Here is a 13,579-nt window from a genome sequence, read left to right as displayed (position 1 = left end):
TAAAAATCAAGAGCCGCGCCGGATGGGGCGGCCTCACATGAGCCGTGAATATGACTACAACAAGCTTGTCGCTCACCGAGTTGCTGAATGCGTTGGGATCACCGGAGCGCCGCACCGCGCTCAAGGGGATCCGGCGCGGGATCGAACGTGAATGCCTGCGCATCACGCCGGATGGCCGACTTGCCCAGAGTGACCATCCCCGGGCGCTGGGCTCGGCCCTGACCCATCCCAATATCACCACCGACTACTCGGAGAGCCTGCTGGAGTTCATTACCCCGGCCACCGACTCCATCGACAGTCTGATGGATCAGCTCGGCGACATCCATCACCATGTGATTCAGCATCTGGGTAACGAGCGGATTTGGCCGCTCTCCATGCCCTGCTTCGTCGGCGGGGAAGAGAGCATCCGGCTGGCCCAGTACGGCAGCTCTAACATCGGCAAGATGAAGACCCTCTACCGGCAGGGCTTGAAGAACCGCTATGGCAGCCTGATGCAGGTGATCGCCGGGGTGCACTTCAACTTCTCCATGCCCGATAGCTTCTGGTGCGAGTGGCAGGATCTGGAGTGCGTCGGCTGCTGCAGCCAGCGCTTTATCTCCGACAAGTACATGGGGCTTATTCGCAACGTCTACCGCTTCGGCTGGCTGGTGCCCTATCTGTTTGGTGCCTCCCCGGCCATCTGCGAATCCTTCCTCAAAGGGCGCAAGAGCAACCTGCCGTTCGAGAAGACCGGCAAGGGCACCCTCTATCTGCCTTACGCCACCGCGCTGCGTCTCTCTGATCTCGGTTACACCAACAGTTCCCAGGCGGGGCTCAAGATCAGCCACGACAGCCTGCCGGCTTATGTCAGTAGCCTGCGCCGTGCCATCAATACCCATGACCCCGAGTTCGCCAAGATCGGGGTCAAGGTGAATGGCGAGTACCGTCAGCTCAACGACAACGTGCTGCAGCTGGAGAACGAGCTGTACGCCCCGATCCGCCCCAAGCGCACCCCGCGCAGCGGCGAGAAGCCCTCGGATGCGCTGGATCAGCGCGGCATCGAATACATCGAGCTGCGCACCGTGGACGTCAACCCCTTCACCCCGCTCGGTATCGATGCGGATCAGATTCGCTTCTTCGACCTGTTCCTGGTCTGGTGCCTGCTGCGCCCCTCTCCGGTGCTGAGTGACGAGGAGATTGCCCGCAACCGCCGCAACCAGAACAAGGTGGTGCTGGAAGGGCGTCGTCCCGGCCTGATGCTTGAAGATGAGCAGGGCAATGCCATTGGCCTCAAAGAGTACGGTCTCAAGCTGTTCGACGAGCTGGCTCAGGTAGCCGAGCTGCTGGATCGCTGCTGCGGCCGCAACCGCTACCGCGAGACGCTGGCGATGCACCGGGAGAAGCTGCTCGACCCCGAGCTCACCTACTCCGCCCGCATGCTCAAGGAGCTGCTGGAGAGCGGCAAGGACAATGGCTGCTACGGCGACAAGCTGGCGACCCGTTATCGCGAGGAGCTGCTTGCAGGGGAGCTGCAGTACTGGGATGAGGCCTACTTTGCCGGTGAGGCGAAGGATTCGCTGGCCAAGCAGCGGGAGCGCGAGCGCAGCGACAGCCTGTCGTTCGATGACTTCCTGGCCGACTACTTCGGTACCAGTACCACCACAGCCTGATATCAAATAAACCAGAAGCCGCTCGATGAGCGGCTTTTTTATTGGTTAAGGCGTTATGGATTGCGGCTGAGGCAAACCAGCCAGATGACGTAGTTGGGTCAGCAGATAATCCCGGTAGAACTGCCCGAACAGTTTGTTTGGCTCTATTGAGTCTAAAAATGTCTGACGCAGCCGCTCCAGATTGCTGGGCAGGCGGCGCACATGGGTATCGATCCAGACGATATTGCCGGCAGGGGATAGCATCAGGTTGCCCAGATGAAGATCCCGATGATAGTAGCCGTGCTTGGCCAGGTGATAGAGATCCTGGGCGAGCCGATGCAGCAGGGCCAGGCGATCGTTCTCCCCTGCCTGTTTGAAGTAGTGTTCGCCGGAGCAGTGCTCCGCCAGGTAGTGCACTGCCAGAAAAGAGGCATGGGGATTGAGTGGATTGAGGGCGATCCCGGCGGCCTTGCAGGGAACCACCTGTAGCCCGGCTTTGCGCAGACGGCGATTGCTCTGCCACTCGCGCAGGGCATCGATATGACCCACCAGACGCTTGCCGAGCAGATCCCGACGCCACCAGCCAAGGCTCCAGCGCGGGTACTTGTCTGGCACTATCTTGCACAGGCTGTTGCTGGCGGGATGTAGCCAGAATTGGCTGCTGGCAATGGACTCCAGCCTGCGGGTCAGCTCGCTCTGTTGCAGGGCCCAGTGATCCAGTCCGAGCTCGTCGTGGAGCAGCAGGTAATAGTGTTTCTTGCCGTGCAAGTCGAGAGTGGTCAGCGTCATGGCATCGGGTGTCAAATGGGGGGATGAATCTCATCCATAGGGGATGATGAATATCTGAACCACTTTATGCCCCCCTTGCTGACCGAGGCTGAATGAGCAACAAAAAAGCCGTCCCGGGAGGGGACGGCTTTCTTGGGGAGGACGTAGAGGCGATATCAGACGTGGTTATACATGGCCTCGATTTCGCTCTGGTACTTGGCCTCGATGATCTTGCGGCGCAGCTTCATGGTGGGGGTGAGTTCACCCAGCTCCATGGAGAAGGCGCTCGGCAGCAGGGTGAACTTCTTCACCTGCTCGAACTTGGCCAGCTCTTTTTGCAAGTCAGCGATGCGTGCTTCGAAGAACTCCTTCACCCGGGAGTTGCGCAGCAGCTCGCTCTTGCACTGGTATTGCAGGTTGATGGAGCGGGCGTACTCTTCCAGCGACTCGAAGCAGGGGACGATCAGTGCCGAGACGAAGTGGCGGGCATCGGCGACGATGGCGATCTGCTCGATAAAGCGATCCTTGCCGATGGTCCCTTCCACCAGTTGCGGGGCCACATATTTGCCGTTGGAGGTCTTCATCAGCTCCTTGAGGCGCTCGGTGAAGTAGATATTGCCCTGGCTATCGAGCTCACCGGCATCGCCGGTACGCAGGAAGCCATCTTCGGTCATCACCTCGGCAGTGGCGTCCGGTTTGTTGTAGTAGCCGCGCATCACGGTGGGGGAGCGCACCAGCAATTCGTTGTTCTCACCCAGCTTCACTTCGATGCCGTTCAGTGCTGTGCCGATGGAGCCGAGCTTGAACTGGCTGTCTTCATAGCAGCAGACGGTGGCTGTGGTTTCGGTCATGCCGTAGCCGTACTTGAGATTGAGCCCCATCGCCTGGAAGAAGAGGTTTACATCATCGGCCAGACGGGCGCCTGCCACCGGCAGGAAGCGGGTACGGCCGCCAAAGCGGGCACGCAGCTTGCGAAACACCAGTCGCTCCGCCAGCCAGAGCTGGGCATAGAGTTGCGGGGAGGCGGATTTGCCCGCCTGACGGGTAGCAACCATCTGCTTGCCTACCTTGGTCGCCCAGCCAAACAGGGCGCGACGCAGGGCCGGCGCCTGAGCCACCTTGGCCTGGATCATGGCGTAGGCCTTCTCGTAGAGGCGCGGCACGGCGCACATCACGGTCGGTTGTACTTCGCCAATCACATCCATCACTTTCTGCGGGTCGCGGATATAGACGTTTTCACCACCGCAGTAGAGCACGTAGAAACTCCAGACCCGCTCGAACACATGGCTGAGCGGCAGCATGCAGAGCGACACATCCTGCGGATTGAGGTCGAGGCGGCTGTTGTGCATCTCGAAACAGGCGGCAACGTTGGCAAAATCGAGCATCACCCCCTTGGGTTCGCCGGTGGTGCCGGAGGTGTAGATCAGGGTCAGCAGGTCGTCCATCCGGTACTGACTCTCGCGCTCCCGTAGCACCTGTTCGCTGGGCTGATGGTTGCCGGAGACCAGAAACTCCTGAAAGTGGCTCGCTTGCGGGCAGCCGTGCAGATTAACGTTGCCATCGAGGGCGACGATCTGGCGGATTTCGCCATCCTTTAACAAGTTGAGCGCCTGATCGAACTGGGGCTGTTCACCGACGAACAGCAGGCCGATGTTGGCATCGCGCACGATATAGCGCAGCTGTTCGAGGGTGCTGGTGGGGTAGATTGGGACACTGACGCCGCGGGCGGCAAGGATGCCGAGATCGGCCTGGGTCCACTCCGGCATGTTGCGGGCGTAGATGCCGACCATTTCGGTTGGCTGGTGGCCGGCACGGATCAGCGCCTGGGCGCAGTAGTCCATGGCCTGGCCCAGAGTACGCCAGCCGATGGCGCGCCACTGGCCATCTTGCTGAACCCGCAGGGCAGCCTTGTTGCCAAGCTGGGCAATACGTTCACGCATCAGTCGAACCAGATGAAGCTTCGGCATCAGTCAAACATCCTTTAATTACAGTTGTACGCCCGCGAGGGCACTAAAAATCGGGCTAGAGTTTAAACTCCAACATTACAGCTTACAAGTGTTCGCCGTTTGTCTTGGATCACAAAGAGTGCAAATAGCTACGCCTTCGGGCAGGCTGGCCGATACTGCAAGGGAGTGCAAAGAGGGTTAACGATATGAATCTGTGGGTGAAAGTAGCGTTGGCCGCAGTCGGGCTCATGGTGGTGGGTGGCGGTGCAGCCTGGTTCTTTTTTGGCAAGGGGGCTCAGGGGCCCGCCAATCCCTGGTATCAGGGAGCCGAGGGGTATCATCAGGCCCAGCAACAGGCGCTGGCGTTGGGTTATCCGCTGCTCTATGTGCTGGAGACCCCCAAGTGCCGCCGCTGCGGCGATCTGGAGAAGAAATTCTGGCAGAGCAAGGAGATGGCAGGCCCGCTCGCCCGGCTGGTGAAGGTGCGGCTCAACCCGGGCAAGGGGGATGGCAGCGAGCAGATCCTGCGCCGCTTTCCCAAGGTCGCCACACCGCCCGGTATCTATATCCAGCAGCCGGGTCAGCCCCTCAGGCCCATCAAGGTCGTGGTGGATATCGACCAGATCTGGATGCCCGGAAAAACCTGGCAGCGGGGCTTCTATATGCCGCTCTCTGCCGCCGGATTCGAGGCGGTGGTGCACACGACCCTCTCCTTGCAGGACCCCGCGCTGGACAACGCCCCCCTCGATTGAGGGGGCCAAGACGCCTGAGCACGGCGAATTGGCCGGATCAGCCGAAATCGAACAGTCGCGACATCAATACCGCATCTTCCCGATCGTTGCCGGTGCCGTAGTAGTCGGCGCGGCGGCAATATTCGGCAAAACCGGCGCTCTCGTAGAGGTTGATGGCGGTCTGGTTACCGGCCCGCACCTCGAGAAACCAGGCCTCTGCGCCGGCTTGCTTGCTGCGTGCCAGATAGGCCTGCAACAGCGCCCGTCCCAACCCCTTGCCCTGAAACGCCGGATGCACGCAGATGTTCATCAGCGAGCTGTCACCGGCCACCAGATCCGAGATATAAAAGCCCGCCGGGCGACCGTCGACCAGCATCAAGCCGTTGAGATAGCGAGGGCCGAAGCAGGAGAGCAGGTTGGCCTGACTCCACGGCTCCTTGTGAGCGGCTTGCTCGATGGGGTAAACAAGGTCGAAATCGCTCTCGAGCAGGGGACGAAACTCAGGCATGGGGGCTCCGGATGGCAAGATATTGGGCACTGGGGGTGGCAGGGGCGGCGTGTATAAAATCAGGTAAAAAGAGCGGCATCACGGTGGGGCTCGGCGGCATGATGCAGGATCACGCCGCGCTGGCCGCAAGGTGCTGGCGCAGTTGTTGCCACAGGGCGCGCTTTTGCGCGGCGCTGGGGACGAGCGGGCAGATCAGCGCATCCGGCCGCGCGGGGTTGGCCTCCGTCAGCCAGAGCAGGGGGGAGGTGTCCGCCCTTTGCAGGTCGGCGGGCGGCAGCTCGCTGAGCAGGGAGACCTCATCGGGCGTCATGCCGAGCAGCTGGCAGATATCCGCCAGCAGCGTGGTGGCAGGCAGTCTGGGCGCCAGCAGCCAGAGTTTGCCGCTGGGCAGCGGGGCGCTGCTGGCCGGGGCCGTCTGGCCGGTATGTTGCTCAAGTTCGGGAGCAGGTTCTGCGCCCAGCAATGCCGGACGACGCAGCTGCCAGCTTTGAATGCCCATGCGGGCCAACATGCTCTGACGAACGGGATCTTGCATCTGGGGCGACTCACTCTTGATCTGCATTGGGGAAAATCGTGTTGCGCAGGGTACACTCGAACCGGTTTTGCTGCACCCTTTGCAACGTATCATCTGGCGCATGCGGGCATGACACGCAGATCATGATGCTGATAACCACTCTGGTCACACATGGGCGCTGCAACGGTATCGCACCGCCCTGGCGTTTTTTCCTGCCAGAGTCGGGTATTCTGTGGCAAGAGATACCAGAATAAACATCATAACAAGACAAAACCCAAGGTCGAACAAATGGATATCGCACCTTGGGGCTATCATCATCCCAGCTTCGGAACAGTCTCTATGTCGTCTTTAGCTCAAGCCCAGAACCCCGCGCGTCTTATTCCCATCCAGGAGCGGCTGCCCCGGCTGCTGGCGGCCCTTGGCGAGGGGCTCTACGAACGGCAGGATGCCCTGCGCCTCGGTCTGCTGGCCGCCCTCAGCGGCGAGAGCCTCTTCTTGCTGGGCCCGCCCGGCATCGCCAAGAGCCTGATTGCCCGCCGCCTCAAGCTGGCATTTCACGACGCCCGCCACTTCGAATACCTGATGACCCGTTTCAGTACGCCGGAGGAGGTGTTTGGCCCCCTCTCCATTCAGGCGCTGAAAGAGGACGGCAAATACCTGCGCCTCACCGCCGGTTATCTGCCGGAGGCCGAGGTGGTGTTCCTCGACGAGATCTGGAAGGCGGGCCCCGCCATCCTCAATACCCTGCTCACCGCCATTAACGAGCGGCAGTTCCGTAATGGCGACAGTCAGCACCCCATCCCGATGCGCTTGCTGGTGACCGCCTCCAACGAATTGCCCGCGCCGGATAGCGGGCTGGAAGCGCTCTACGACCGGATGCTGGTGCGGATCTGGATGGACCGGGTGCAGGAGAAGTCGAACTTTCAGGCGATGCTGGCCAGCGATGGCCATGCTCACCAGAACTTGCCGGAATCCTTGCAGATCCGGGGCGATGAGTACGAGCAGTGGCAGAGCCAGATTGAGCAGGTGCGCCTGCCGGATGCCTGTTTCGAGCTCATCTACCAGCTGCGCCAGCAGCTCGACAGCCAGCTGGCCCACCGCTGTTATGTGTCGGATCGCCGCTGGAAGAAGGCGGTACGGCTCATCAAGGCGAGTGCCTTCTTCAATGGCCGCGACGAGGTGGCCCCCCTCGACCTGCTGCTGTTCAAGGATTGCCTCTGGCATGACGAGGAGTCCCGCACCACCCTGATGGAGATGATGACCGAGTTCTCCCGTCTCTATGGTTATCAGCAACTGGCGATGACTCGCCAGTTGCTGGCGCTGCGGGATCAGTTCAAACAGCTCAAACAGAGCGTGGCCCAGCGGCTCTGCACCAAAGCGCGCCAGCGCAAGCAGTGGTTTGGCCGCCGCGCCCGGGGCATCGAGATCCCGCTCGCCAATGCCAGACCCTTTGGCAAGCAGGTGCACTTTCATCTGCTCACTCCGGCGCCGCTGGATGGCAGCGATCCCGAGCGCCTCACCCGCACGCTGGTGTTCGATCGTACCCTGCTCTCCCACTGGCGCCCCACCGGCGAGGCGCTGGTCGGCTATCAGTTCGGCAACCCGAAAGAGGGGCACTACGAGTTGGTGCTCGATGATGAGCTGCGGCTGCAGGTGCTCGATATCCAGCGCCAGCAGATCCCGCTGGTATTGATGGAGCGCAACGCCATTCCCGAGGTGGTGCTGGAGCCCTGGTTGCAGGCGCTCGACGAGCAACTGGTCCAGGTCGGCAAGGTGATGCAGGAGCTCAAGCAGCAGCGCAGCCTGTTCGAGCGTCATCAACAACACCTCTTTATTTCCTCACGCTGGCTGCAGCAGGTGGAGGACAGCTTCTTCGTACTGAACCGGGATCTTGAACTGCTGCGCAGCGAGTTGGTGCAGTGGCGCGAACGGTTGCCGAGGCTGGACGAGTAAGGGACGCACATGCTTGAGATTGGCATGCTGGATCTGGGGCTCCTGATGGGCGAAGGGGAGCTGGCGGGTGAGGTGGCGCTCCTGCTGGCAGCCTCGCCCAAGATATCCGAATTTATCAAACGCTCCCCGCTGCAAGGCAAGCTGCTGAAAAAGCGCCTGCAGAGCTGGGGCGAACAGCTCGGCGAGGAGATCCGCCACAAGCCGGTGCCGGTGGCGCTGGAGCAGGAGTACCTGCTCTATCAGGCACACCGGCAACTGCCGATGACCGAGTTGATTGGTCGCCTGCCCGGCCTGCTGGAGTCGCTGGATCAGTACAGCCCCTTCGCCGGTGAGGCCCGCTCCTTGGTGCGCCAGCTGATGGCTCACCCCACCGAGGGGCTGCGCCAGCTCTTTATCGACAAGTGGCGCGCCAGTCTGGTGGGGAGCCTGTTGCAGTTGCAGCAGCAGATCGCCGAGTCGGAGCGGGAGAAGCAGCGTCAGGAGATTGAAGATCAGCTGCTGGCGAGCCGCACTCTGGCCGATGCCCTCGATCCCAACCAGATTTCTGCGGGCGGCCTTTGGGATCTGGCGCAGGGATACTGGCACAAGCGCAGTCTGGTGCTGATCAAGCAATATGCCCGCATGTTGCAGCGCGAGCCCTTGCTGGCGGAGATCGCGGGTCTGCTCGGGCGCAGCGAGCGGGATCGGCGGGCGCAGGAACAACCGGTGCCGCCGGTCGAGGTACTGGAGCTGGAGCCCGCCCCCAGCGATGATGTGCCGGACGATCTGGTGGGCATTCATCAGGCCAGCGATCTGATGCGCCTGCTGCCAAGCGAGGCGGTGATGCTGGGCTTGCCCGAACTGGAGCTGGAGTTCTACCGTCGCTATCTGGAGCGGCGCCTGCTCAGCTACCAGTCGCGCGGTACCCTGCCGCGCCAGCGTATCATGCTGCGCACCCCGGAGCAGGGCGGCAAGCAACTGCAGCAGCGCGGCCCCTTTATCGTCTGTGTCGATACTTCCGGCTCCATGGGCGGTTATCCCGAGGAGTGTGCCAAGGCGCTGTTTCTGGCGTTGCTCAAGGTGGCGATGGATGAGAAGCGCGGCTGCTACCTGATGCTCTTTTCCACCGAGGTGGCGACCCTCGAGATCACCGCCGATACCGGTCTGGAGAAGGCGGAGCGCTTTCTCTCCATGAGTTTTCACGGCGGTACCGATCTGGTGCCCTGCCTGGAAAAAGCGCTGGCCAAGCTCGATGATCCTGCCTTTGCCAAGGCCGATGTGCTGGTCATCTCCGACTTTATCGCCCAGAGCCTGCCGCACGCCCTGCTCGATCAGATGAATCGCTATCGTCAGCGCCAGACCCGTTTTCACGCTGTCGCCATGTCCCGCCATGCCAAACCGGCCTTGCTGCGGGTGTTCGACAACAGCTGGCTGCTCGATTGCGGCTTGCGTGGTCGGCTGCTGCGGCGCTGGCAGCATCACTAGTAACCGGGAGGGCCCTGCGTTACGTTGCGCCCTCTTGCCGCCGTGATTGTCCCGCGAGCGTTCAACTCAATGATGTCGCTGTAAAATGTGACCAGACAGCCATTCGGGCGGCAGCGTGGGACTCAGGTCTTTACAACCCTTGTTGCAGGGGAAAAGATAGTGATTTTCCGGCATCCACTGCCCGATGACCTCTCCCATTCACCCGGAGTCTTTATGCGTCACCTTGCTTTACTGCTGTTGCTGGCGGTGTTCGGGCTGGCGGCCCAACCCTTGTCACCCGCCCAGCTGGAGAGCGAACTGGATGATATGGAGCGGGTCTATCAGCCGATAGAACTGTTACATGAACGGATCGACCGGCTGTTGCAGGATGGCGATGCTTATTCGCAGCCACAGCAGATGCGGATCCGGCGGTTGGCTTGCTGGGCGCACTCGGCCGATGACATGCAGGAGTCCCGTCGTGCCATTGCATATGCCGACAGCCAGCTGGCGCTCGCTAAAAAGCGGGAAGATGGCGCCGCCATGGCCGATCTGACTATTTGCCGTGGCTGGTTCAATCAGTTGCTTGGCGAGGTGGCACAGGCTCGTCATGACTTCGATGAGGGATTGCGCCTTGCGAGGGTGGCGGCCTTGCCAAAGCTGGAGGCGCTGGCGCTGTCCCGACGGGGGGCCATGCTGTCGTTTCAGGGGGCGTCCGGGCAGGGGCTGGTGGATCTTACCAAGGCGCATGACATCTATGAAGAACTGGGGCTGGTCACCTGGTATCACCAGGCGCAGCTCGAGATCGCGGCAGCATTTCGCCGGATGGGGCTCTATACCGAGGCGCTAACCACTCTGCACCGGCTGGATGAACACTTTGTCAAGAACCACAACGGCTTCGGGGCGGCCAGGATGAGCGAGCAGTTGGCACTGGTCTATCTGGATACTGGGCGCTATCAGGAGGCGCAACAGGAGCTTGAGCGAAGCCTCGCTTTTTTCCACCAGCCGGAATACCGGATTGAACATGCCGATCGTCAGGTGATGCTGTCGGAGGCTCTGCTCGGTCAGGGGCGCACGGAGGAGGCTGGGCGCTTGTTGGGGCAGGCTGCACGGGTGCTCTCTCCGCAAGTGGATCTCATTCTCCATGCCCATCTCGAGCTGGTGATGGCCAAGCTGCAGGTAAAAAAGCGGGAGCCGATTTCGGCCCTGCGCGCGCTTGCGACAATTGAACCGATCCTGAAGGCGGAGGGGCACATTCGTTACCTGATGGATCTCTACGGCGTGCGTAGCGAAGCATTCGAGTTGCAAGGGGACTATCCGGCGGCGCTGGCAGCGTTGCGGGATCATCTGGTGCAGGAGCAGCGTCTCGATCAGTTGCAACGGGAGCAGAGCACTGCCTGGGTGCGCGGCGAGTTTGAACTGGCCCGCCAGGAGGTGGAGAACAAGCAGTTGCGGATCGAGCAGCAGTTGCAGCAGCAGGAGCTGGCGCAGATCAAGGAGCGTCGCTTCTGGTTGCTGGTGGTGATGGTACTCTGCGGGGGGCTGGCTTTGCTGACCATGGGGTGGCTGATTGAGCGCAATCGTCGGATGCATCGGTTGGCCTTTACCGATGAGCTGACCGGCATCAATAACCGGCGCCGGGTTTTGCAGCACGGCAGCGATATGTTTGCGCTGGCTCGCAGGCAGGGCACACCCTTTTGTCTGCTGGTGTTCGATATCGATCACTTCAAGCGGATCAACGACACCCTGGGCCATCATCAGGGAGACCGGGTGCTGCAATGGGTCTCGCAAGCGGTAGTGAGTCAGTTACGCCAGCATGATGTGTTGGGACGTATCGGGGGAGAAGAATTTTTGGTCCTGTTGCCGGATACCGGTATCGAGGAGGCGTGCCGGGTGGCTGAGCGGATCCGCGAGAGGGTGGCCAACCTGACGCTGCCCGGTCTCTCCCATCCGGTGACCATCAGCATAGGCGTCGCTTGCCAGCAGGCTGATGATCCGGATCTGGCTGCCCTGACCCGGCGCGCAGACGAGGCCCTCTACCGCGCCAAGGAGGCTGGTCGCAACCGGGTGGAAACAGACGACTGACGGGCTGGGTATTTTTCACTCGCGCGGGTATAATGTCGCGCAATTTTGCTTTGACTCAGGCGAGAAGACCCATGTAACGCAACCCTCCTCCCTCTCTCCACCAGGTTGGCAACACGCCAGCTGGCGTGGCTTTCGTTGCGTATACATGTGCCGTGAGCGGCATTCCGGATTTATTCCCACGGTGGCTGATGCCACCGCTCAATAGAAGAACGTTGAATTATGTCAGCTGAATTTCTGAGTGAAGTCTCCAAGAGGCGCACTTTTGCGATCATTTCGCACCCGGATGCGGGTAAAACCACCATCACCGAAAAAGTCCTGCTGTTCGGACAGGCCATTCAGCGCGCCGGTACCGTCAAGGGCCGTGGCTCAGGCCAGCACGCCAAATCCGACTGGATGGAGATGGAGAAGCAGCGTGGTATCTCCATCACTACCTCGGTGATGCAGTTCCCCTATGCCGACTGTCTGGTCAACCTGCTCGACACCCCGGGTCACGAGGACTTCTCCGAAGATACCTACCGTACCCTGACCGCGGTCGACTGCTGCCTGATGGTCATCGACGCCGCCAAGGGTGTTGAAGACCGGACCCGCAAGCTGATGGAAGTGACCCGTCTGCGCGATACTCCCATCCTCACCTTCATGAACAAACTGGACCGCGAAGTGCGCGACCCGATGGAAGTGATGGACGAGGTGGAGCGCGAACTGAAGATCATGTGCGCCCCCATCACCTGGCCGATCGGCTGTGGCAAATCCTTCAAGGGGGTCTACCACCTCTACAAGGATGAGACCTATCTCTATCAGACCGGTCAGGGCCACACCATTCAGGAGAAGCGGGTGGTCAAGGGGTTGAACAACCCGGATCTGGATGCCGCCATCGGCGAGGATCTGGCTGCCCAACTACGCGGCGAGCTGGAGCTGGTGCAGGGCGCCTCTCCCGAATTCGACCAAGAGGCTTTTATCGCGGGCGAGATGACCCCGGTGTTCTTCGGTACTGCACTCGGTAACTTCGGTGTCGACCACATGCTGGACGGTCTGACCGACTGGGCGCCGTCTCCGATGCCGCGCAAGGCCGAGAGCCGCGAAGTCGAAGCGACCGAGGAGAAGTTCTCCGGCTTCGTGTTCAAGATCCAGGCAAACATGGATCCGAAACACCGCGACCGTATCGCCTTTATGCGTATCGTGTCAGGCACTTACAGCAAGGGCATGAAGATGCGCCACGTGCGCATCGGCAAGGATGTGAACATCTCCGACGCCGTGACCTTTATGGCTGGTGACCGGGAGCAGGCGGAAGACGCCTTCGCCGGTGACATCATTGGTCTGCACAACCACGGCACCATTCAGATCGGTGACACCTTCACCCAGGGTGAAGATCTCAAGTTCACCGGCATTCCGAACTTCGCACCGGAACTGTTCCGCCGCATCCGCCTGCGCGACCCGCTCAAGCAGAAGCAGCTGCTCAAGGGGTTGGTGCAGCTCTCCGAAGAGGGCGCGGTGCAGGTGTTCCGTCCGCTGATCAGCAACGATCTGATCGTGGGTGCGGTCGGTGTGCTGCAGTTTGACGTGGTGGTATCGCGCCTGAAGAGCGAATACAACGTCGAAGCGCTGTACGAGGCGGTCAACGTCTCCACCGCCCGCTGGGTGGAAGGGACCGACGTCAAGAAGTTCGAAGAGTTCAAACGCAAGAACGAGGTCAACCTGGCCCTCGATGGCGGTGACAACCTCACCTATATCGCGCCGACCATGGTCAACCTGCGTCTGGCGCAGGAGCGTCACCCCGACGTTCACTTCCGCCAGACTCGCGAGCACTGATCACCGCTGGTTTGCCTGTTGGCAGATGATCAAAGAGACCCCGCTTCGGCGGGGTCTCTTTTTTGTATCGCTTTGCCTGAAAGGAGAGATGCGGGTGGCAATGGCATCACACCTGGCCGGTCGCCAGCGACCTTTGCTCTGGTGATCTCCCGGAGGGAACCATCCGATATCTGTCCGAAAGATAGCGGAAGTGTTTTTGC

The 13,579-nt window shown here is 60.9% G+C and carries 10 protein-coding genes; 6 read left to right on the top strand and 4 right to left on the bottom strand.

Annotated features, from left to right (window positions below; translation table 11 throughout):
* Positions 1–50: 50 nt before the first annotated feature.
* Positions 51–1,649, top strand: a complete 1,599-nt coding sequence (gene gshA, locus OKC27_RS01285) for a glutamate--cysteine ligase (protein ID WP_182938790.1) — start codon at positions 51–53, stop codon at positions 1,647–1,649.
* A 45-nt stretch (positions 1,650–1,694) separates the two neighbouring features.
* Here the strand turns inward: gshA and OKC27_RS01280 are convergent, their stop codons facing one another.
* Together OKC27_RS01280 and OKC27_RS01275 are read right to left on the bottom strand one after the other, a co-directional pair.
* On the bottom strand, positions 1,695–2,417 hold the full coding sequence (locus OKC27_RS01280) for a lipopolysaccharide kinase InaA family protein (protein ID WP_182938791.1): 723 nt from the start codon (positions 2,415–2,417) through the stop codon (positions 1,695–1,697).
* Positions 2,418–2,572: 155 nt separating this feature from the next.
* Positions 2,573–4,363 (bottom strand): AMP-dependent synthetase/ligase, encoded by a 1,791-nt coding sequence (locus OKC27_RS01275; RefSeq protein WP_182938792.1) that lies wholly within the window; start codon positions 4,361–4,363, stop codon positions 2,573–2,575.
* Between the two features lie 185 nt (positions 4,364–4,548).
* On the opposite strand from OKC27_RS01275, the gene OKC27_RS01270 reads away from it, so the two are divergent.
* The gene (locus tag OKC27_RS01270; protein ID WP_182938793.1) at positions 4,549–5,094 is read left to right on the top strand and encodes a hypothetical protein; all 546 of its coding nucleotides are present in this window, start codon (positions 4,549–4,551) and stop codon (positions 5,092–5,094) included.
* Between the two features lie 37 nt (positions 5,095–5,131).
* Here the strand turns inward: OKC27_RS01270 and rimI are convergent, their stop codons facing one another.
* Both rimI and OKC27_RS01260 read right to left on the bottom strand, forming a co-directional pair.
* Positions 5,132–5,581 carry a ribosomal protein S18-alanine N-acetyltransferase gene (gene rimI / locus OKC27_RS01265; protein ID WP_042656300.1) on the bottom strand — a complete coding sequence of 150 codons (450 nt, stop codon included), beginning with the start codon at positions 5,579–5,581 and terminating at the stop codon, positions 5,132–5,134.
* 109 nt (positions 5,582–5,690) lie between these two features.
* A complete protein-coding gene (locus OKC27_RS01260; RefSeq protein ID WP_182939696.1) occupies positions 5,691–6,116 on the bottom strand; it encodes a DNA polymerase III subunit psi in 426 nt (141 codons plus the stop codon).
* 318 nt (positions 6,117–6,434) lie between these two features.
* Here OKC27_RS01260 and OKC27_RS01255 point away from each other — a divergent pair, with 318 nt between their 5' ends.
* The 4 genes from OKC27_RS01255 (at position 6,435) to prfC (ending at position 13,379) form a co-directional block, all read left to right on the top strand.
* Positions 6,435–8,048 (top strand): ATPase RavA domain-containing protein, encoded by a 1,614-nt coding sequence (locus OKC27_RS01255; protein WP_162518083.1) that lies wholly within the window; start codon positions 6,435–6,437, stop codon positions 8,046–8,048.
* Between the two features lie 9 nt (positions 8,049–8,057).
* Positions 8,058–9,512, top strand: coding sequence for an ATPase RavA stimulator ViaA (gene viaA, locus OKC27_RS01250; protein ID WP_182938794.1), 1,455 nt, complete (start codon positions 8,058–8,060; stop codon positions 9,510–9,512).
* A 213-nt stretch (positions 9,513–9,725) separates the two neighbouring features.
* Complete coding sequence (locus OKC27_RS01245; RefSeq protein WP_182938795.1) at positions 9,726–11,573, top strand: diguanylate cyclase; 1,848 nt, start codon at positions 9,726–9,728, stop codon at positions 11,571–11,573.
* A 216-nt stretch (positions 11,574–11,789) separates the two neighbouring features.
* Positions 11,790–13,379 (top strand): peptide chain release factor 3, encoded by a 1,590-nt coding sequence (prfC, locus tag OKC27_RS01240; RefSeq protein ID WP_270805906.1) that lies wholly within the window; start codon positions 11,790–11,792, stop codon positions 13,377–13,379.
* The last annotated feature ends 200 nt before the right edge of the window (positions 13,380–13,579 follow it).

The organism is Aeromonas sp. QDB62 (assembly GCF_027705695.1).
Classification (GTDB): Bacteria; Pseudomonadota; Gammaproteobacteria; order Enterobacterales; family Aeromonadaceae; genus Aeromonas; species Aeromonas allosaccharophila.
Note: the sequence above shows the minus strand (reverse complement) of the source record. Positions and strands in the feature narration are given on the sequence as shown.